Genomic DNA, 24,357 nt, shown 5'->3' with positions numbered 1-24,357 from the left:
TATTAGAATCAAGTTTAAAATAAGTTAGTTAATACTAGGAATTGTCTATGACAGAGATTACAATTAGTAGCATTTAATGACTTATTAATAATAACTTAACAAGCACTTAAATAGAATAGATTGAAATAATAGATATTTTTAAATAACTAGAAAAATAAATAAATAAATAAATAAATAAATAAGTTTATTTAAACAGTTAAAAATCTTAAAGATTATCAGTTTTAAATAAAATAATATGATATTAGTTATAGCATGTAGTAATGCTTCAACAACTATGTTGAATAATAAAGATCATAGCTATTTAAGCTATTCTAGTTAAAAGATATTAGCTTTTCTAAGTTTATTTATCATTAAATTAATGTATATCCAACTCTTATGTTGCTATCTAATTATTTCTTAACAAAATCAGTAGTTATTAATTCTTCTAAACCAATAGTTAAAGCTAAAGTTTTTGTAATCTAATAATTAATTTATGTTTTAAGATAAAGTATTTTGATTCTAACAAAGATTTTTTAAAGCATTAAAGATTCTAGTTATCTTTAAGATTATAAGATTTCATATATCTAATTAAGATCACTTTGTTTAATAATTAGACCATCTGGCTAGTTATAAATAACAATTGTTTTGTACTAACAAATCATCTATTTATACAACTTAAAGTTTATAGATTGTTTTAAAACAGTTATTAAAAATTGTTTAGCAAATATGAAACATAATTTTGAAAATAGTTAAATAGCAGTAAAGATTAATTTTTATAAAGTTATTTCTGATCAAAAGATAATAGTAGTTTAAATACTATTATGGTTAAGAGTATTAATTATTTAAAGGATTTATGATAAATAAGTTAATAAAGATCTTTATAAATTATTGGATTAGTTAAAGTTATCAATCAATAGTTAATAAAACTTGATAATAAAAAACCAAATATCAAATAAATACTTGGTCTAATTTATTAAGTTTTAACTATTGATTAGCATGAATAGCGACACTTACATCTTCTTTTCTAACACTTCTAGTTGATAATCATAATGATCCAAATAATGATGAACCAACTATTATTATTGAAATAAATGGAGATCATCACTTAATTCCAATAGGAACTACTATGCCTTTGGCATATAAAGCAGTGCTTAAAATATTTATAGAGCCAAATACCGCAGATAGAGTCAATGTAATTACTAATAAGCTAATAACAACTGTCACTCTTAAAGTGAAATCAACAATTTCTGCATTAGTATATCCCATTGATCGTAGCATAATCATAAATGCTTTATATTCTGAGATATAGACATCAGCGATTAACATAATTAATAACCCAGCAGCTAATGCTACAGATAGAATGATAATAACTGCCACATAAATTGCTGTTTTTGCTAATTGATCTAATAATTGCTTAATTTCTGAAGTAAATTGTAAGTTTGTAATTGAAGCTTTGTAATCACTAAAGTTAGTAATATCTAAAATAGTGTTACCAATTTTTTTATCTGCAATAATCGATACAGAACTTGTAATCCCTAATGGTTCTTCAATATTAGAATACAAGGTATTGAAATAATAGTGTGGTGAGTGAGTATAGGCATCTTCATGACCCAAGAAGGTTTCTTTTCACGCTTGGTTAATATTTTGTTTCTTTCAACTTGTTGTTTTGTATTTTGTAAAGTACTTACCAGGTTGACCAATTGGGTTTTTAGTATCAAATGGATTGTAGTTGTAGTTTGTTGATCTTGAAATATCATAACCAAAGATCATATTTGCTAAGTCAGAATCTATGATTGCTTGAGCTTTTCCGTATAACTCAAGTTCTCCAATATTTTTAAATCTTATCTTTAGATCTTTATTAACATAACTTACTTTACTGTTTTCTAGTTTTAATAAAGCAGCTACTCCACTTCTTTGTCCAACTGCTCTTCGATAGAAGTGAGAAATACCTTTTAAGATTAAGTCTTCTAATATGCTTTCTGATGAGTGTTCTTTAACACCAGTGATCTTACCTTGACTATCAAAGTTAAAGTAATCAAACGCACGGCGTTCTTTTCCATCAGTTTCTTTATGCTCGTTTGCTTGATCAAGTGAAAGATCATATGGTCTTATAGCTAAGAATTCTGTATTATCTTTTATTTCTAAAACTGAAGATCAAGCATTTTTAATTGATTTTGGAACCTGGCCATTTTTAATTAAACTTATTGCAGGTTGCTTTTTATTTCTTGTATTTTCATCTTCTTTTGATAAATCGTTTTCAAATTCTCTATAAACAGTTTTTGGGTCTTTATATATTTGTCAATAACTTGCATAAGTTGCAAATTCTTTTCAGTTAACCTCATCTAATTTAGGAATAAACAGTAACAAGTTTCTCATTTGGTAATATGGTCTTATAAATGAACCTAATATCTTACCTTTGTTATTAATAATGAAGTCTCCAAACATTGGCGAATTTGCAACAATACCATTATTCTTTTGCTTTTCTTTTTCTTTAGATCAGATATCAATCACTTGTTTTTGAGTGAATTTATTTGTATCTAAATTATAAGGATTTAAATAATAACGATCAGTTCCAAGATTATTTTGATCTTTATTTCCAGATACTTTTTCATAATTATTTAAAATATCTTGACTATTTAAATATTTATTTATTTGATTATTCTGTTTTGCATAATCAGTGTTTGCATAATCAGTATCATCATAAATTCAAGCTTGTCTTGGCAGGGCTTGGAATTGACCATTTTTATTTTTAAACATTAACTGAGTATTATTAGTTGAAATATTATTAAAAATAGATTTGTTTGAATTAAATTTAGCAGATAATGTTTTATTTAAAACAGCAGGTATTGTTAGTGTATTTGTTTTAGCATCATATATTTTTATTGATTGATGATAAATATCATTTTTTATAGAACCTTTGGGTTGGTTTACAACCTTATTGATTTGTTGAATTGCTTCAACTGATAAGAAAGTTTTATCTTTAGTACTTGAATCAATATCAAATGATTTTTGTGTTTTATCTATTCCTAAAATACTATAACCAGCTTTTGAGTTATTTGATAATGGATCAAACACAGTTGCTAATTGATCTTTATCAGGAATAATGTTTTGTATTTGGAATCCAAGACTTAGTTGTTCTTTTCTAGATCCAGAAGTTAGATGAGATTTAACAAATGTTGGAGTATAAGCAAATAAGAAATCTAACATTTGTTCTTTTCAATCGCTTGAAATATTAGTTTTTGCATCAAATAGTATTTTTAAAAGTTGACCTGCAAACTGTGTTAAAGGCTCTGAAGCTGCATTTGCTTCTTCTAATCTGTGCTTATCATCAATTACATATTTACTTATATCATCATTATTAAAGAAATATGAATACAATTGTTCAACTGAACCTATTGATAATGATCTACCATTAGCAATAGTTATTTGATAACTTAATCAACCTAGCAATCTCTCATATAAATCATTATTTTTACTATTTCTAAAATAACTATCTACAAATGATTTTAAAGGAGTAACAGTCTTTGGACCTTCTGCATAACTTATATCATAAATTAGTTGAGGTAAAGCAGAAGTGTTTTGAATTGAGCTTGTATAGTCATTTGGGTTGTCATAATAATCTAATGATACACCAGCTTCAGTTGCTTTTTTAAAGCTCTTGTCATCAGCTGGACCATTTCAAATATTAATAGAATCTTTACCTAAAGGAGAATTGGTTAAACTTGAAGTTAAATTATATTCATTACTATAATTTATATTTTGGAAATATTTATCTTTAGCATTTAAAGCCATTGATGGTATGGCAATACCTATTGAAATAAATAATGTTCCAACAATTAATAATCCAATTAGTAAAGATAAAGGTTTTTTACCAGCTTCAGCTAGTTTAAAAGTTAATACTCTATTGAATTTAACTGTTCTAAAGACTTTGTCATTAAATCAGTCAGTAATTACTGGTTTACTTCATTTATCAGTTTGATTAATAATATCAAGAGTTGGTTTTCTAATATTTAATAAAGCAACTAGATAAGAAAAAGCACCAAGTATTACTCCAAAGATTAGAAATGTTCATAACGGAGCAGTTGCGTTATATGCAATAATATCTGTTCTAATTCCAAAATAATCTTGAAAAATTGCAATGAATGGAACTTGTAGCATAGTTCCTATCATCCAACCTATTGGAATTACTAGAATAGTTAAAATAACTGCATAAGATAAATATGAAGTTGAAATAACTCTTGCATAAACCCCATTAGCTTTTAAAATACCAATTTGTTTTGCATTACTTTTAATTGATTTATAAACCCCAAAAAAGACAGCTAAACTAGTAACAAAAGCAATTACAATTGCTGTTAAAAATGAGGTTAATGAATATCATTTACTTGCTTTTTTATACAATGTTCAGTTTAATGAATAGAATGATTTATCAAACTCAGATTGAGAATAAAAAGTACTTGGTTCTATATCATTATTACCATAAGCATTAATATTTTGTCTAATTTTAGTAGAATCTGAAAACTGATCTAGATAAACATTTCTTAAGCTTGCACCACTATTTTTTTTAAACAAGAAAAAGTTGAAAATAGAACTGCTATCATTGTTATCTCCTTTATCTTGAGCACCTAGCATTTCTCTAATTGTGTTTCTGGTTGCATAAACTAAACCACCAGAACTAGATTTAGGTAGAGGAACTTTTGGATCTGAAGTTGGGAAGAATGAATAAGTATCAGTTGCATATCCAGTAACAATTAATCCTGTTGCAAAACCTAGCTTAATACTTTCTCCAATTTTAATTTTATTTGCTCTTGCAAATTGTTTGCTTAAAGTTATTTCACTAGGTGCTCTTGGAAGTTGACCATTTAAAATAGCATAATTTGTAAAGTTAGTGTCTGAAATATCTACAACTCTAAAAGTCTTTTTAGTTGTAGGATCTACATAAACAACTTCTGGTCTTATGTATAAGTCATATCCATTACCAATAGCAGATAAGTAATTATGAGTTAAAAATGCTGAAGTAATTGGAAATTGTTTTGGAATTGCTTTTTGAACCTCTTTTTTAAGTTCTGTATATTCTGTGCTTAAAGTGTCAGTAAAGAAATTAACAGATTTCTTACCTATATTTGCAAACGGATCAGCATTAACAGCTAAAAGTTGTACTAAATCATCGTTTCTAAATGATAAAGGCAATTCTTGTGAATTTTGAGTGTATTTATTTGTATTAGACAAAACACCTTCTAATTCTCTAGTTTCAGAAAAGTAGAAAAGTTTATCAATTGTACGATCTGATCCATTCTTTGAAATTTCAACAACCAATGGTCTTAGAACACCTCTAAAACCTCTTTCAACAATAAGATCTTCGAATTTTTTATTAATTATTTCGTCGGTATCTTCTTTTTTATTTAAAACATTTAAGTTTTTGAATCCTTCTTGAGATAATGATCTTTCAAAAGTTATTGAATATCTTTTTGATAGATCTTTTCCTATTACATAATTCTTACCTTCATTAGTTGGTTTATCTTTCTCATAAGCTAATCCAAACATAAATTCATAAAGGAACATAGCTGTCTTCTTTTTATCAGACATTATCTTTTTTAGTGTAGATTCTCTTAATTGATGATTATCTAAAAAAAAGCGAACAGTTTTAAATAGGTATTGAGATACTGACTCAAAAGCATAATAAGAATAATTATAAATTTTTAGGTGTTCAGGGAATTTTTGTTTGATTTCATTATATTTTTTAGTGTTGTTTATAAAAGTTAATCAATTACTTTTACTATCTTTTTCTAAAAAAGGTTTATATCAGTCAGGATTTTTATTTGTATATTTGTCAATCAGAGTGTTTCTAATGGCGTTATATTCACTCTCATTTTTTTTGTTAGAAAGTAATTTTACCATTGTATTAAATATTGCATCATTAATAGCAAAGTCAAATTTTTCTTGGTTTTTCGAAACATTAACATCGCTATCTCAAAGATCATACATACCTTCGTAACTAATCCAGGCTTTTTTAAAATCTTCAGAAGCAACAGCCTTAGTTAATAAAGTATTATCATAAGCACTATTAAAAACTAAGTTGTAATTATGAGTTGAACCTTCTAACCCAGTCCAGGTTTTTTTGACAAAGTCAAAAATCGGTAAGAATAATGAATCATTTTTTTCTGGTTTAGCTTTGGGACCAACTCCAATATTATAAGTTGAGTCAAACTCAGGAGATCTATTATTATTAACTACAGTATTATATTCATTTTCAAGTCTTTGGTTAGTAGTAAATGAAATGGTAAGAATAGTAGAAGCTATAAAAGTTAACAACATAATAATAATTAGTTGAAGTTTTAACTTAAAGATCCACTTCATACCTTGTTTTATCATTAAAAATAAATTCCGCATAATCTTTCCTAATTTCTGATAAGGCCTATATTTATTTTTATACTACACCCGATAAATTTCAAGCACTTATAAAAAACATACGAATATTATATAATAGATAATGTATAAAAATCATTAGGGCTTATTATTTATTCTTTTATTTAGAATTTTTATAAAGGAGCAAATAAATGATTAAAAAACTCAAACCCTATAGAAAGTGATACATTCCAATTCTATTGCTATTGGTTGTACTTGGTGCTTTTGTAGGGTTTATCTCAAGTTATGCAGAAAGTAAGACCCATGACTTTATGACTAATATTAAAAATTATGTTCAACTTAGCTCTTATGCAGTTAGAGGTAAAATTTTAAAAGATCAAGAAGGTGTTAATGATGATTATGTTAACCAAACTTTAGCAAATAAAAGAATAACAGATGAATTTAATGATGGTTTTATTTGAAAACCAAATAACACTGATCCAAAAAATGATGATACAATTAGTAGTCTGTTACAAACTTATTTTGGTAAATCTACAGATCTATTCACCGATAATATTAAATATCTAGATAAAAAAGATAATAAGCTTAAAAATATACAAAACACCAATTCAGCAAATATTGTGCCAGAAAACATTAATAACTTTATTGGTGTTATCAATTCTGCTAAGAAATTTATTAGTGGGTTGTCAAGTTCAACAGTTAATTTAGGTTTAAACCTATTACAAAAAAACTTTTTAAAAGATCAACAAGTAGTTGATAGTATCAAACAAAATCCAATTGTTAAAAAATTTATTAGTTATGTTGAAAAGAATCAAACTAAATTTGCAAACATAGCCAATCTTTTAATTTCATCATCAAATATTGATAATGATGCTAGTTTTTATCAAAATTTAACTGTTAGACAGTTATTTAACAAACAATTAAATCATATTTCAGAAGTTATTACAGGTAGAAAAATTCTTAATCATAACCAAGATAATCTACCAGATGATTTAATTCAATACTTTTTAAATGAAATAATAACAATTATTAAAACTGAGTTTGCTCAAAAAAAAGATATAATCGAAAAGTTTAAAAGTGTTTGAAACAGCATTAAAGCTAAGTTTGATTTTAAAAAGTGAAAAGATCAATTAATCCCAGCTTTGATAAGATATCTTAAAACTGAATTATTTTTTGCGACTTATTATGTTGTTAATCCTAACCTAACAATAAACCAATTATTAGATCAATCAGCAAGTGCTGAACAATTCAAAGCATTAACTACCGGATCTTTAGATTTGGGAGTAATTTTAAAAGGATTGTCACTAGTTTTTCAAAACCAAGAGTGAGGTAATCGCTTTTTAGATTTTATTTTTAAAAAAGTTGATCCTAGTAAGATATATTTCACTTTAGAAGATCAACCAGCAAATATTGGTACTGGTAATCTATTATTTGATATTTTAAATGCTGTGCAAGCATCTTTATTATCAATTACCGGAATTTTAGATTTTGTAATTCCTAAAATAGAAGAATACATTAAACAAAACACTGATAAGGTAAAAGAACTGATTATTAAGAATTTAACTGATCTATTAGAAAAATTTATTCCTGGTGGAAATAATAACAATGGAAATGCAAAAAAGTTACGATGACAGACTCCTAAGTTTAATAATAATGAACTAGAGTTTAAGATTGAGTATAACACTATTTCTATTTTTCGAAAGCTTTGAGCTAATGTTGCTCATGGACATATTAATTTTTTTGATAACAATGGGCTTATTTCAAACCTTATAAGGGGTTTAAAAGATATTACACTTGCATCATCTGAATTGCTAGCAACTGTTTCAAACTATTTAAAACACATCTTTTATAGAGATAAAGAAAGAGATTTTGATTTTAAAAAGGCTTTTACAAGTTTATCTAATCTTCTTAAAATATCAAACGATTTATTCGAAGAACAATATATTAATCAAAATAGTAGGAATCTTGTGATATTTATAGGTTTAGGACCAGGAGATATAGCTAAAATACATTCTATTTATGACATCATAAACTTACCAAATGCTAGAGTATTTACTGTTCCAATTATTGGTAATTTGATTAAAGGTTTTGTGGGAAAATATTTAGAACCATTTAACAATGCTCACAATGAATTAAAAAAATATGGTTTTATAACAGACACTAAAGAGTTTAGAAAACAATTTCCAGAATATATTCTAAAAGCTGCTGAGTTTGTAGGATCATATTATGAAAAAAACAACGGAATTCCTAAATATGATTTAGTTGAAAATCTTTATACTGAAAACGGAAACTTTGCTACTGATTTTACGAAAAAATGAGCTAACTTCTTTGTTCCTGATGTTAATGATACTAATAACCCATTATTACCAATTGTTAAAGCAATTTTAAGAGATCCTATCAATGGAGAAAAAGAAAGAATAAAAACTTTGGCTGATGTCAAAAATGAGATCGCAAACTCTGGGGCTAAATTGATTAGTGATGATGCTTTTTATAAAAATTTTGTAACTTTATCAAATACTGTTATACCAATGAATAGGCTAGCTAAAGTTCTAGGATTAAAACAACTAAGAGATATTAAACTAGGTCTTTTATTTGATCAAATTGGTGAAACTATTTTAGATCACAACAAAAAACATCCTGATAAAATCATTGCTTTTAACATAGCTGCAATAGGTCATATTTTAAAATCACTAACTATTAAAGTAACAGCTAAAAGTGAAGGTGTTATTAAGGTTAATGATAAAAATATAATCTCAACAATTTTTGAGAGCCTAGATTCGGTAGACAATAAAGATAAAGATCCAGCAGCAATTCCCAAAAATTCATACTTTTTATGAGATTCGGTTGAAATGAAATTAGATGGTAAATCTATAACCAATGGAGCAATTCCAATTAAAAAAATTGATAATCTTGTTTCACCTTTAACAATTCTATTAGGAATATTAAAAATCGGAAATAACCAAGCAAAATATATAAGTGGTTCAATTATACATAGTTTATCAACACTAATTGGTGGATTAGACGCTAAAGACCCTTTATACAACCTAAGTTTAGAAAATAAAAATTCAACTCTATTTATCTTTGATGCTTGAGAAGCAACTTTGCAAGCTAGACAAAAAGAATTAGATAAAATAGAATATCAACAAGCTGGTCAATATTATGTAAGTAGTTCTTGAAAAATTAAAATAATTTCTCATACTGATAATCAAATTAAATATCAATTAACAAGAACTCATACTTCAAATAATGACTATGTTAAAAAGATTGGTAAGAAATTTGAAGTAATGCTAACTAAACAACCAGATAATCATTCGTATTGAACAATTAATCAAGTTTTAGCATTAGACTACCAGCAATAGGTTTTTTATAGCAACAAGCGTTGCTATTTTTATTTAATTAATAGTTTTAATCATTAATTGTAATTGTTAAAAATTGAATTTGAAACTTAAGATCAAGTTTGAGTCTAGTCTTGACAAATTCTAAAAAATCAAAAAGCTAAAATATTATTATATAATTTAACATTATATAAGTTTAATTTTCATTTTTATTTAGTCAATTTAAAAGGGGTAAATTAATGATTAAGAAGCTGAAAATTCTTAAAAAGTTATACATTCCAATCTTAATATTATTAATTGTTATAGGTGCTTTTCTAGGTTTTATATTAGGTTATAGTGAAAATAAAAAACATAACTTAATCGCCAATATTCAAAACTATGTTAGATTAAGTTCTTATGCTGTTAGAGGTAAAATTCTAAAAGATCAAGAAGGAATTAATAAAGATTATGTTAACAAGACTTTGGCAAACAAAAAGATAATTGATGAGTTTGGCCCTAACTTTATCTGAAAACAAAATAAATCTAATAGCTCAAATGAAGCCACAACAATTAGTAATTTATTACAAACTTATTTTGGTAAATCTACAGATTTATTTACAGATAATATTAAATATCTAGATAAAAAAGATAAAAATAAACTTAAAGATATACAAAAAACTAATACCCAAGACATTACTCCAGATAATATTAGTAACTTTATTAGTGTTGTTAATTCAGCTAAAAAATTTATTAGTGGGTTGTCAAGTTCAACAGTAAATTTAGGAATAAATTTATTACAAAGAAACTTTTTAAAAACAGATAAAGAAGTTGATGCTATTAGAAATAATGGTGGTGTCAGAGGTTTTGTTAATGCCATTGAAAGTAACCAAGGTCTAATATCAACCATAGCCAATCTCTTAATTTCTTCATCAAATGATAGTGATTCTAGTTTTTATAACGGTTTAACTGTTAAACAACTATTTAATAAGCAGTTAAACGAGATTTCAAAAATTATTACAAAAAAAGAACACAATAATCATAATGAAGACCATCTTCCAAATGATTTAATCGAATATTTCTGAGATGAAATATCAAAAATAGTAAAAGCTCAATTTGATAACAAAGAAAGTAATTTACTATATAAAATCCAACAGATTTTAATAAATATTAAACATAGATTTGATATCAAAGATTGAATACAAAAATTATTACCAGCTTTAGTGAAATATATAAAGACTGAATTATTTTTTGCTACTTATTATGTTGTAAATCCTAAACTAACTATAGAGCAGCTGTTAAGTCAATCAGCAAGTGCTGATCAATTCAAATCTCTAACTAAAGGGGGATTAAATTTAGGAGTTCTTTTAAAAGGATTGTCATTAGTTTTTGAAAATCAAGAGCATGGAAATAGATTTTTAGATTTTGTTTTCAAAAAAGCTGATCATTCTAAAGTATACTTTACTTCAGAAAAACAACCACCAAACTTAGGTACTGGAAATTTAATTTTTGACATTTTAAATGCTGTTCAATCAGTTTTACTATCAAAAACAGGTCCTTTAAAATCTGTTATTCCAAAAATTCAAGAATACATACAATCAAAAAAGCAAGACATTAAAGATTTAATTACTAAAACCTTGACACATTTTTTAAATAAATATATACCAGGTGGAAATGATTCAAGCGGAAATAAAGACAATCTTTGGTGAGATAAACCTAAATTTGATGAAAGAGATAGACTAAAAATTGATATTCAATATAAATTTTTGCTGTCTTGATATAATGTGGCTAGTGGGCATATTGACTTTTTTGGAAGCAAGGGACTTCTAACAAATCTTGTTAGTGGTTTTAAAAATATTATATTGTCAGTATCAGATATATTAGGTACTATCTCAAACTACATAAAACATATTTTCTATAGAGGAAAAGAACAAAGCTTTGACTTTAAAAGCGCCTTTACTAATTTATCTAATCTTCTTAAAGTCTCTAATAGTCTATTAGAAGCTCAGTATGTTGCTGACAGCAATAGAGAAGATGATCTTGTTATTTATTTAGGTTTAGGGCCACATAGTATAGCTAAAGTATATTCTATTTACGATGTTTTAAATTTACCACATGCTAGTGTATTTAGTAATCCTATTATTGGTAGTCTAGTTAAAAAATATACTGGAAAATACTTAGAACCATTCTTGGGTGTTCTTAAAAAATTAAAAGATTATAAATTCATAACAGAAGTTGAAAAGTTTAGAGAAGATTTTCCAAAATACATACTAAATTCCGCTAACTTTATAGAAACTTATTACAACAAAAATGAAGCAATTCCAAAGTATGACTTAATCAAGTATCTATACACTAAAGACCAAAACTTTATAGCAAACTTTACAAAGCAATGAGCAAGTTTTTTTGTTCCTGATGGTACAGATCAAAACAATCCATTACTCCCAATTGTTAAAGCTATTTTTAAAGATCCTAGTGGTAATGGTGAAAAAATCAAGACACTACAAGATATAAGACAAGGAATTGAAGAAATTGGTGCTAAATTAATTAAGGGAAATGTCTTTTATAAAAACCTTTACTCATTATCAAATATTGAAGTACCAATAGGTAAATTAGCAAGTTTTTTAGGAATAAAAGAGCTTACTAACATTAAAATAACTGAGCTATTTAATCAAATTGCTAATGTTATTTTGAATAACAATAAAAAATATCCTAATAAATTAATTGATTTTAATTTAGCTTCATTAGGTTATATTTTAAAATCACTAACTACTAAAGTAACTGCATGAAGCAAAGGAAGAGAAATCTTTAGAGATAAAAATATTTTAGCTGTAATTCTTGAAAGCCTAGATGCAGCTGATAATAAAACTAAAGATCCTGAAGATATTGAAAACGAAAATTCATATTTCTTATGAGATTCAGTTGAATTAAAATTAGATAATAAATCTTTATCTGGCGGAGAAATTAAAATTAATAAATCAGATAGTTCAGCTTCACCATTATCAATGCTATTAGGAATTGGTAATGATAAAACTAAATATCTAACTGGTTCAATTCTACATAGTTTATCAACACTAATTGGTGGGTTAAAATCAAATGATGCTTTATATAAACTAAGTTTAGAAAATAAGAATTCTCTAATCTTTGGAATTGATGCTTGAGAAGAAATTTTAAAAACAAAACAAAAAGAATTAGATAAAAAAGAATATCAACAAGCTGGTCAATATTATAACAATAATGCCTGAGCAACCAAATTAATTTCCTATAATCACAATCAAATTAAGTACCAATTAATAAGAATTCATGATTCAAACAATCAATATGTTAAAAAAATTGGTAAGAAATTTGAAGTTATGCTAACTAAACAACCAGACAATCATACTTATTGAGTAATTAGTCAAATTCTAGCATTAGATTATTAACCATAGAATAGAATTTTTATAGCAACTTGTGTTGCTATTTTTATTTATTAATAATTTAGTTGCAAATGTAAGTAATTTTTAGTGTAATTATAAGCTGGATTTTCAAACCATTTTTATAGACTTTAAAAATCCAAAAAATATTAGATTATTATATAATTTAAATTGTTAAATTTTATTTTTATTTAGGTAATTTAAAAGGGGTAAATTAATGCTTAAGAAATTGAAAGTTCTTAAAAAATGATACATTCCAATTCTAATATTATTAGTTGCTATAAGTGTTTTTTTAGGGTTTATATTAAGTTATACTGAAAGCAAAAAACAGAGTTTAATGACTAATATTCAAAACTATGTTAGATTAAGTTCTTATGCTGTTAGAGGTAAAATTCTAAAAGATCAAGAAGGAATTAATAAAGATTATGTTAACAAGACTTTGGCAAACAAAAAGATAATTGATGAGTTTGGCCCTAACTTTATCTGAAAACAAAATAAATCTAATAGCTCAAATGAAGCCACAACAATTAGTAATTTATTACAAACTTATTTTGGTAAGTCTACAGATCTGTTTACAGATAATATTAAATATCTAGATAAAAAAGATAAAAATAAACTTAAAGACATACAAAAAACTAATATCCAAGACATTACTCCAGATAATATTAGTAACTTTATTAGTGTTGTTAATTCAGCTAAAAAATTTATTAGTGGGTTGTCAAGTTCAACAGTAAATTTAGGTGTTAATTTATTACAGAGAAACTTTTTAAGAACAACTAAAGAAGTTGATGTAATTAAAAATAATAGTGTTATCAAAACTCTTGTAAAATATGTTGAAAATAACCAAGAATTGTTATCAATTATAGGAGATATTTTAATTTCTTCATCAAAAAATAGTGATGTTAGTTTTTATCAAGGATTAACTGTTAGACGAGTATTTTATAAACACTTAAATAATATTTCAGAAATCATTACAGGTAAAAGACATACAAATCATGATCGTGATCATTTACCAAATGATTTAATTGAATATTTTTGAAAAGAAATAATACAAATAGTAAAAACTGAATTTGATAAAACTAATACTAATTTATTAGATAAAATTCAAGTAATTTTAAAAAATATTAAAACTAAATTTAATGTTAAAGAATGAATTAAAAAATTACTACCAGCTTTAATAAATTACATTAAAACTGAATTATTCTTTGCTACTTATTATGTTACTAATCCTAATCTATCAATGAATCAATTACTAGAACAATCAGCAACTGCTGAGCAATTTAAAACTCTAACAAATGGAGGACTAAATTTAGGTGTTATTCTAAAAGGATTGTCATTGATTTTTCAAGATCAAAAATCAGGTAATAGATTTTTAGACTTTATTTTTAAAAAAGGAGTTTATTCTAGAATCTATTTTGATACCACAAACCCACCTGATAATATTGGTACTGGAAATCTATTATTTGATATTTTAAATGCTGTGCAATCATCTTTACTATCAGCTAAAGGTGCTTTAAAATCTGTAATTCCAAGAATTGAAGAGTACCTAAAAGAAAACAAAGAAAAGATAAAAACTTTAATTACTAAAACTTTAACTGATTTTTTTAAAAAATACTTACCAAGTAACAATGAAAATCTTTGATGAGCTCAACCTGAATTTGATGGTGACAGATTAAAAATTAATATTCAATATTACTTTTTATGATGAAATAATGTTGCTAATGGTCATATTGACTTTTTTGGAGATAAAGGACTTCTAACAAATATGATTAGAGGTTTTAAAGACATTATTCTAGCATCATCAGATATCTTAACTACTATCTCAAATTATATAAAAGATATCTTTTATAGAGGAGAACAAGAAAGATTTGATTTCAGAAAAGCTTTTACTAATTTAGCTAGTCTTTTAAAAGTAACTAATAATTTATTAGAAGCTCAGTATGTTAAACCAAATGATACTAGCGAAAGTAATCTAGTAATGTTTTTGGGTTTAGGACCGCAAAACATAGCTAAAATTTATTCAATTTATGATGTTTTAAACTTACCACATGCTAGTGTCTTTAGTAACTCAGTTGTTGGTGGTATAGCTCAAAAGTATGTTGGAAAACACTTAAAGCCAATTTTAAATATTCTTGAAAAATTAAAAAATTATAAATTTATAACTGATGTTACAAAATTCAGACAAGAGTTTCCAGAATACATATTAGGTGCTGCTAAGTTTATTGAAGATTATTATAAGAAAAATAATGCAATACCAAAATATGACTTAGTTAAGAATTTGTATACTAGAGATCAAAACTTTATAACTGATTTTACAAAACAATGAGCAAGTTTTTTTGTTCCTGATGGTACAGATCAAAAAAATCCCCTACTACCAATTGTTAAAGCTGTTTTAAAAGATCCTAGCGGTTCAAATGAACAAATTAAATCACTAGAAGATATCAGAAAAGGAATTGAAACAATTGGTGCTAATTTAATTAAAGGAAATGTTGTTTATAAAAACTTTAATTCATTATCAAATATTGATATACCAGTAAGTAGGTTGGCAAAACTTTTAGGAATAAACGAACTAGCTGATCTTAAAATAACTGAGTTATTTAAACAAATTGCTGATGTGATCTTAAATTACAGTAAAAAATATCCTAATAAATTAATTGATTTTAATTTAGCTTCATTAGGTTATATTTTAAAATCACTAACTACTAAAGTAACTGTTAAAAGTAAAAATAACCAAATTTTTAAAGATAAAAACATCTTAGCAGTAATCTTTGAAAGCTTAGATGCAGCTGATAATAAAACAAGAGACGAAGTTGATATTAAAAATAAAAAGTCATACTTTTTATGAGATTCAGTAGAAATGAAATTAGATAACAAAATCACAAATGACAAATCTACTACAATTAATAAATCAGATAGTTCAGCTTCACCATTATCAATGCTATTAGGAATTGGTAGTGATAAAACTAAATATCTAACTGGTTCAATTCTACATAGTTTATCAACACTAGTTGGTGGGTTAAAATCAAATGATGCTTTATATAAACTAAGCTCAGAAAATAAAAATTCTCTAATCTTTGGACTTGATGCTTGAGAAGAAATTTTAAAACTTAAACAAAAAGAATTAAATAAAAAAGAATATCAACAAGCTGGTCAATATTATCAAAATAACTCATGAACAACCAAATTAATATCTTACAATCAAAACGAAATTAAATATCAATTAACAAGAACACACGTTTCAAATAATGATCATGTTAAAAAGATTGGTAAGAAATTTGAAGTTATGCTAACAAAACAGTCAGATAATCATGCATATTGAGCAATTAGTCAAGTTTTAGCATTAGACTATCAACAATAAGATAGCAATAAGTGTTGCTATTTTTATTTACTAAATAATTTAATTAAGTACTATTTAGTTAAGTTATTTTAGGTATTAAATAACTAATTTAAGTACTTATGATTAAGAGATTTTTAAAGCATTCTACAAACTCTAAAAATCAAAAAATATCACATTGCTATATAATTTATAGTGAATAATTTTCATTTTCATTTAAGTTATTAAAGAGGTATATTAATGTTTAAGAAACTAAAAATTCTTAAAAAATGATACGTTTCAATTCTGATATTATTAGTTGTTATAAGCACTTTTTTAGGTTTTATACTAAGTTATACTGAAAGTAAAAAACAAAGTTTAATGTCTAATATTCAAAACTATGTTAGACTAAGTTCTTATGCTGTTAGAGGTAAAATTCTAAAAGATCAAGAAGGAATTAACAAAGATTATGTTAACAAAACCTTAGCAAACAAAAAGATAACAGATGAGTTTGGATCTAGTTTTATTTGAAAGCAAGATAGATCTGATACTTCAAGTCAAGATACAATTAGTAATTTATTACAAACTTATTTTGGTAAATCTACAGATCTGTTTACCGATAATATTAAATATCTAGATAAAAAAGATAAAAATAAACTTAAAGATATAAATAATACTAATTCACAAAACATTATTCCAGAAAACATTAATAACTTTATTGGTGTTGTTAATTTAGCTAAAAAATTTATTAGCGGATTGTCAAGTTCAACAGTTAATTTAGGTGTTAATTTATTACAAAGAAACTTTTTAAGAACAACTAAAGAAGTTGAAGCTATTAAAAATAATAATGCTATTAAAACTCTTGTGAAATATGTTGAAACTAACCAAGGATTGTTATCAACTATAGCAGATATTTTAATTTCATCTTCAGATGATCAGCTTGAACCAAACTTTTATCAAAATTTAACTGTCAGACAGTTGTTTAATAAACATTTAAATAAAATTTCAGAAGTTATTACAAATAAGAAATATTTTAATCATGATCAAGATAACTTAGCAAATGATTTGATCCAATATTTTTGACAAGAAATAATTGATGTTTTTAAAAAAGAATTTGCTAATAATAATGAGATAACAGCTAAAATTAAAAATATTTTAAAAGCAATTAAAGAAAAATTTGATTTTAAAAAATTTTTAAAAAAAGTCTTACCATCACTAATAAGATATCTTAAAACTGAATTATTTTTTGCTACTTATTATGTTGTAAATCCTAAACTAACTATAGCTGAATTGTTAAACCAATCAATAGACGCTCAACAGTTTAAAACCTTAACTAGTAATCGATTAGATCTCGGAGTTCTTTTAAAAGGATTGTCACTAGTTTTTCAAAACCAAAATTCAGGAAAGAGATTTTTAGATTTTATTTTTAAAAAAGTTGATGCTGATAAAATCTATTTCACATCTAAAGACCAACCAGTAAACATTGGTACATCAAATTTATTATTTGATATTTTAAATGCTATACAATCAGCTTTATTATCAACTACTAGTGCTTTAAGTTTTGTGATTCCAAAAATTGAAGATTATATTGATAAACACAAAGAAAATATTAAAAAATTAATTACCGATAATTTAACAAATCTTTTGAAAAAATACTTACCTACTAGTAATAAAAATTTTAAATGAGCTGAACCTGAATTTGAAAATGATAAATTAAAAATTGATATTCAGTACTGAACTGTTTTGTGATGAAACAATATTGCTAATGGTCATATTAATGTTTTTGGTAACAAGGGAATTTTGTCAAATTTAATTAAAGGCTTTAAAGATATTATTTTTACATCATCTGAATTATTGTCTACTATTTCGAACTATATCAAACATATTTTTTACAAATCAGAAAATAAGAATTTTGATCTTGATAAAGCTTTTAGTAATCTTGCTAGTCTGATTAGAATTTCTAATAACTTATTAGAGACCCAATATCTTGATGATAAAAATAAAAATGAAGACAATCTAGTAATGTTTTTAGGTTTAGGACCAAAAAATTTAGCTAAGATATATTCTATTTATGATATTTTAAACTTACCACATGCTCAAATCTTTCAAACTCCAGTGATTGGTGATCTTATTGTAAAATATGCTGGAAAGTTTTTAAAACCATTTGAAACTATTTATCAAGAATTAAAAAAATATAAATTTATATCTGATACTCGTCAATTTAGAGTGCAATTTCCAAAATATCTTAAGCGTACTGCTGATTTTATAGAAAATTATGCTAAAAAACACAGCGCAATTCCTAAATATGATTTAATTGAAAATCTTTACACTGAAAACAAAAATTTTGCTGTTGATTTTGCAACAAAATGATCAAAATTCTTTGTTCCTGATGACAAAGATAATAATAATCCACTACTTCCAATTGTCAAAGCGATTTTAAGAGATCCTGAAAATAGTAAAAATGAAAAAATCAAATCACTAGCTGATGTAAGACAAGCTATTCAGGATCTAGGATCAAAACTAGTTAATAACAAAGCCTTTTTTAAAAACTTCAAATCTTTATCTGAAATTTTAATACCGATTAGTAAGTTATCAACATTTTTAGGATTAAAAGAACTTGAAGATATTAATCTAAGTACTTTGCTTAGTCAAATTGGTGAAACGATTTTAAATCACAATAAAAAATATTCTGATAAACTAATTGATCTAGACATAACCGCATTAGGTTATATTTTAAAATCATTAACGATTAAGATTACTGCTAAAAATAATAATGTTTTAGTTGTTAATAATAAAAACATTTTGTCAACTATTTTTAATAGTTTAGATGCAGCTGATAATAAAACTAAAGAAGCAACTGAGATACCTAAAAACTCATACTTTTTATGAGATTCAGTTGAATTAAAATTGGATAATAAATCTTTATCTGGTGAAATTAAAATTAGTAAAACCGATAGTTCAGCTTCACCATTATCAATTCTGTTAGGAATTGGTAATGATAAAACCAAATATCTAACTGGTTCGATTTTACATAGTTTATCAACACTAATTGGTGGGTTAAAAGCAAATGATGCTTTATATAAATTAAGTTTAGAGAATAAAAATTCTTTAATCTATGGAATTGATGCTTGAGAAGAAATTCTAAAAGACAAACAAAAACAATTAGCTAAAAAAGAATATCAACAAGCTGGTCAATATTATCAAAATAACTCATGAATAACTAAATTAATTTCTTATAATCACAATCAAATTAAATACCAATTAATAAGAACTCATGATTCAAATAACGATCATGTTAAAAAGATCGGTAAGAAATTTGAAGTTACTCTATCAAAATCAACTAACAATCATGCTTATTGAATAATTAGTCAAGTTTTAGCATTAGATTATCAACAATAGTACTTTTTATAGCAACAAAGCGTTGCTATTTTTACTAAACTGCTATTTTAGTAATCACCTAATAAGAATATAATTAATATGTTATCTTATAGAGGTTATTATGAAAATTGCAATTTATCCAGGAAGTTTTGATCCTTTTCACCAAGGACACTTAAATGTAGTTCGAAAAGCAAGCTTATTGTTTGATAGATTATATATAGTTGTAAGTAGAAATATTAATAAAACCACTTCATTTAAACTAGATAGTCGAGTACGACTTATTACTGAAGTAACTAAAGACATCAAGAATGTTGAAGTGATTAGAAATGATGATAAATTAACAACTGATATTGCTAAATTAGTAGATGCAAAATACATTATTAGAGGTTTAAGAAATAAAAATGATTTTGATTATGAACTAGCATATTATGATGGTTTTAAAAGCTTAGATCCTAATATTGAAGTGATCTATTTTATAAGTAGTTCACAAACTAGAGCACTATCATCATCAACTATCAAAGAAATTGAATTTTTCAAAAAAGACTAGAAATTAACTTTAAAATTTTTGTAAGTTATTTTTTTTAAAATTTAAAAATTAAAATTATATTTGTAAACAAGAACAGGAAGATATTATGGCTAAACAACTTAATGCAATCGGTGCTAGTGAAGGTATTGCAATAGCTAAAGCGTTAATCATTAAAGATGAAAAAATTAATATTAAAAAAACTCTTATTAATAATGTTGAACAAGAAATTGCAAAATATCACCAAGCAGTTTTAAAATCGATTGCTGATTTAGAAAATTTAAAAGTAATTGCAACTAAAAAACTTGGTCAAGATAAAGCCGCTATTTTTGATGCTCATATTGATATTGCAAATGATCCGGCTATTAGACAAGAAATTACTAGTTTAATTGAATCTGAAAAGGTTAATGCTGAATTTGCAACTCAAGAAATTACTAATAAATATTTTGAGATTTTTCAAACAATGGATGATCCATATTTTAAAGAACGCAGTGCTGATGTTAAAGACGTTGCAGCAAGAATTATTAAGCACATTTTAAATATTAAAATTGTTGATCTTTCAACAATTGATCAAGAAGTGATATTGGTTGCTGATGATCTAACACCAAGTCAAACTGCACAACTAGATAAAAAGTACATCAAAGGGTTTTTAACTAATATTGGCGCAAGAACCAGTCATGCTGCGATTATGGCTAGAAGCTTAGAAATACCGGCTGTTTTAGGACTAAAAAACATTACTGAAATTGTTAAAGATGATCAAATGATTGCTTTAGATGGGGCAGCTGGAATTGTTGAATTAGAATTAAGTTCTACTGATATAACTAATTATCAACAAAAAGTTTTAGAGTATCAAAAGACCCAACAAGAATTAAAAAAAATTAAAGATAAAAAATCTTTAACTAAAGATGGTGTTGAAAAGCTAATTGAAGCAAATATTGGTTCATTAAATGATCTTGAAGCTACTTTAGATTCTGGAGCTGAAGGAATCGGATTATTCCGTTCTGAATTTTTATATATGGATAATGATCACTTTCCAACTGAAGAAGAACAATTTCAAGCTTATAAACAAGTGTTAACTGTTATGAATCAAAAACTAGTGATTATTCGTACTTTAGATATTGGTGGAGATAAAAAATTATCTTATTTTAGCTTTCCTGAAGAAATGAATCCTTTTTTAGGTTATCGTGCAATTAGATTTACTTTAGATCGCAAAGATATTTTTAAAGATCAGATTAGAGCTTTACTAAGAGCTTCGGCTTTTGGAAAATTAGCAATTATGTTTCCGATGATTGCAACTGTTGATGAATTTCAGCAAGCAAAACAATTTGTTGAAGATTGTAAAAAAGAACTAGATCAGCAAAAAATTGTTTATGATCAAAGTGTACAAATTGGAATGATGGTTGAAATTCCTAGTGCTGCAGTTAATGCTGATCAATTTAGTAAATATGCCGATTTCTTTTCAATTGGAACTAATGATTTAATTCAATATTCAATGGCAAGTGATCGAATGAATCAAAATGTTTCATATTTATATCAACCAATTAATCCTGCAATTTTAAAACTAATTAAAATGACAATTGATGGTGGGCACAAAAATCATAAATGAGTTGCTATGTGTGGTGAAATGGCTGGAGATATTCAAGCACTACCATTATTAATAGGAATGGGATTAGACGCATTTTCAATGAGTGCTAGAGCTGTTTTAAAATCACGATCTTTAATGAGTAAAATTGATACTAAATCAGCTGAAATCTTAGCAACACAAGCTTTGGAATGTGAAACTGAACAACAAGTTTTAGAACTAGTTAATAATTATTTAAATTCTTTGAAATAAAACTAATTTAACTCTTTTTAATTCTTTTTTAAATTATTTTTTGTTAAAAAACTACTTATAATTATTAATTTTTAAGTGATACAATTATTTTGGAATAATTTTATTTTTTTTATTATAAAAAAGAGGTATATTATGTGATGACCATTTAAGAAGAAAACTATTGAAATTCTTGCACCATGTAGTGGTGAACTTATTGGATTAGACCAAGTTGAAGATGATGCATTTAAAGAAAAAATGTTAGGTGATGGATTTGCTATTATTCCTAAAACAAAAATCTTTCATGCACCAATTTCAGGAAAATTAGTCACTGTTTTTCCTACTAAACACGCTTATGGAATTCGTGCAAAAAATGGTGTTGAAATTCTAGTTCACATCGGATTAGATACTGTAAAATTAAACGGTGAGGGATTTAAAACATTTGTTAAACAAGATCAAATGGTGAATGCAAAAGACAAACTAGTAAACGTTGATATTAAAAAAATTGCTAAAAAAGTTCCTTCAATGAAAACGCCAGTTATTTTTACAAATACTGCTGGAAAAACAATTGAAATTGTTAAAACAGGAAACGTTAAATACGGTGAAGTTGTAGCAATTTTAAAATAATTTATTAGTGGTGAGTTAAATTTAAATAATCTGATTTTATCTTTTAATTAAAAGTCATTTTAAGGTTAGTTGAATTTAATTTAAGAGTAATTTTTAGTTAATTAACTCTTCTAATAATTAAAAAAATTTTAATAGTTTTAAAATGGACTTGATATTTAAATCAAGACCATTTTTATTTAATTTTTTTAATCTTTAAGTTATTAATGTTTAATAGCAACTTTAAAAAATTTTAAAATTAACTCTTAATTAAACTTATATTAATTATTAGCATCAAAAAGTTAGAGATCTTTTTAATTTTTATTGAATAATTAAGATAATTAGTATACAATTAACTCGTTTAAAGAAGAAGCACTAGCTCACCACTAGCAATTACAGCGAAATGGTAATAACTTTTTATAATAGTTATCTGCAATAAGTGTGCTTTCTAATTCTTTAATGGCACATTTTTTATTTTAAAGGAGTAATGCATGGACAACAGACAAAGAAATTCAAGACCTATCAAAAATCAAGAACCAATTAATGAGTATATTAGAGCTAATCAAATTCTAGTAATTGATGAAAACAAAGAAAAACTAGGTGTAATGTCTAAGCGTGAAGCTTTAGATTTAGCTAGAACAAAAAACCTAGACTTATATCAAGTTGGAACTCAACCTGATGGAGTGGCAATTGCTAGAATGTTAAACTATGGTAAGTTCAAATATGAACAACAAAAAAGATTAAGAGAATCTAAAAAAAATCAGGTTAAAACTGAAAATAAAGAAATCAGATTAACTGTTAATATTGGTCAGCATGATTTAGAAACTAAAGCAAGAAAGGCTAAAGAATTTTTAGAAGAAGGAAACCGTGTTAAAGTGTCTTTAAAATTTAAGGGTAGAGAAGTAATTTATATTGATTTAGGACATCAAACATTGAATAAATTTTTTGAATTAGTTAGCGATGTAGCTAAAATTGAAAAAGAAGCTAAACTAAATACTAAATTTTTAGATATGTATATCGTGCCTAAGAAAATTAGTTAAGACAAGGAGAATAGACATGCCAAAAATGAAAACTAAGAAAGCTTTAGCTAAACGTGTTATTGTTAAACCAAATGGGACATTAAAAAGAGGCAAAGCTTACAGATCACACCGTGCAACAGGTAAAACTACTAAACAAAAACGTCATTTAGAAAAAATGACTATTGTAAGTAAATCAGATATGAAAAACTGAAAGGGTTTAATTCAAAAATAATTTAGGAGGATAAGTGAGACATGGCAAGAGTTAAATTTGGAAAAGTAACTAGAGCAAGAAGAAAACGTTGGATTAAACGTGCCAAAGGTTATTATGGAACTAAAAAATCTTCATACAAAAAAGCACATGAACAAGTAGTTCGCTCTATGGCTTATGCATTTGTTGGACGTAAAGAAAGAAAACGTAACTTTAGATCACTATGAATCGTTCGTATTAATGCTGCGGTTAGACCTGAAGGGTTATCATATTCTACATTTATGAATGGACTGAAATTGGCTAACATTGATATCAATAGAAAAATGTTATCAGAACTAGCTATTAACAACACTGAAGAATTTAAAGTATTAGTTAATGCAGCTAAGCAAGCATTAAACAAATCAAACTAACAACATACCTTGGGTATGTTTTTTATTTAA

The 24,357-nt window shown here is 25.6% G+C and carries 11 protein-coding genes; 10 read left to right on the top strand and 1 reads right to left on the bottom strand.

All coding sequences use genetic code 4. The annotated features are described in order from the left end of the window. Positions 1-963: 963 nt before the first annotated feature. On the bottom strand, positions 964-6,366 hold the full coding sequence (locus tag MPUT_RS02720; RefSeq protein ID WP_014035263.1) for an ABC transporter permease: 5,403 nt from the start codon (positions 6,364-6,366) through the stop codon (positions 964-966). Between the two features lie 167 nt (positions 6,367-6,533). Here MPUT_RS02720 and MPUT_RS02715 point away from each other — a divergent pair, with 167 nt between their 5' ends. The 10 genes from MPUT_RS02715 (at position 6,534) to rplT (ending at position 24,327) form a co-directional block, all read left to right on the top strand. Beyond that, on the top strand, positions 6,534-9,701 hold the full coding sequence (locus MPUT_RS02715) for an STREFT protein (protein ID WP_014035262.1): 3,168 nt from the start codon (positions 6,534-6,536) through the stop codon (positions 9,699-9,701). Positions 9,702-9,916: 215 nt separating this feature from the next. Next, positions 9,917-13,072, top strand: coding sequence for an STREFT protein (locus tag MPUT_RS02710; protein WP_014035261.1), 3,156 nt, complete (start codon positions 9,917-9,919; stop codon positions 13,070-13,072). 208 nt (positions 13,073-13,280) lie between these two features. Further along, entirely contained in the window at positions 13,281-16,421 is a 3,141-nt protein-coding gene (locus tag MPUT_RS02705) for an STREFT protein (RefSeq protein ID WP_014035260.1), read from the top strand. Positions 16,422-16,637: 216 nt separating this feature from the next. After that, positions 16,638-19,775 (top strand): STREFT protein, encoded by a 3,138-nt coding sequence (locus MPUT_RS02700; RefSeq protein ID WP_014035259.1) that lies wholly within the window; start codon positions 16,638-16,640, stop codon positions 19,773-19,775. A 100-nt stretch (positions 19,776-19,875) separates the two neighbouring features. After that, entirely contained in the window at positions 19,876-20,301 is a 426-nt protein-coding gene (coaD, locus tag MPUT_RS02695) for a pantetheine-phosphate adenylyltransferase (RefSeq protein ID WP_014035258.1), read from the top strand. Between the two features lie 85 nt (positions 20,302-20,386). Then, on the top strand, positions 20,387-22,111 hold the full coding sequence (gene ptsP / locus MPUT_RS02690; protein ID WP_014035257.1) for a phosphoenolpyruvate--protein phosphotransferase: 1,725 nt from the start codon (positions 20,387-20,389) through the stop codon (positions 22,109-22,111). 132 nt (positions 22,112-22,243) lie between these two features. Then, positions 22,244-22,714 (top strand): PTS sugar transporter subunit IIA, encoded by a 471-nt coding sequence (locus MPUT_RS02685; protein ID WP_014035256.1) that lies wholly within the window; start codon positions 22,244-22,246, stop codon positions 22,712-22,714. Between the two features lie 467 nt (positions 22,715-23,181). Next, a complete protein-coding gene (gene infC, locus MPUT_RS02680) occupies positions 23,182-23,730 on the top strand; it encodes a translation initiation factor IF-3 (protein WP_014035255.1) in 549 nt (182 codons plus the stop codon). A 16-nt stretch (positions 23,731-23,746) separates the two neighbouring features. Further along, positions 23,747-23,941 (top strand): 50S ribosomal protein L35, encoded by a 195-nt coding sequence (rpmI, locus tag MPUT_RS02675; protein WP_014035254.1) that lies wholly within the window; start codon positions 23,747-23,749, stop codon positions 23,939-23,941. 20 nt (positions 23,942-23,961) lie between these two features. Beyond that, a complete protein-coding gene (gene rplT, locus MPUT_RS02670; RefSeq protein WP_014035253.1) occupies positions 23,962-24,327 on the top strand; it encodes a 50S ribosomal protein L20 in 366 nt (121 codons plus the stop codon). Positions 24,328-24,357 lie beyond the last annotated feature (30 nt).

Source organism: Mycoplasma putrefaciens KS1 (assembly GCF_000224105.1).
Lineage (GTDB): Bacteria > Bacillota_I > Bacilli_A > Mycoplasmatales > Mycoplasmataceae > Mycoplasma > Mycoplasma putrefaciens.
This window is presented reverse-complemented; position numbering and strand designations above follow the sequence as displayed.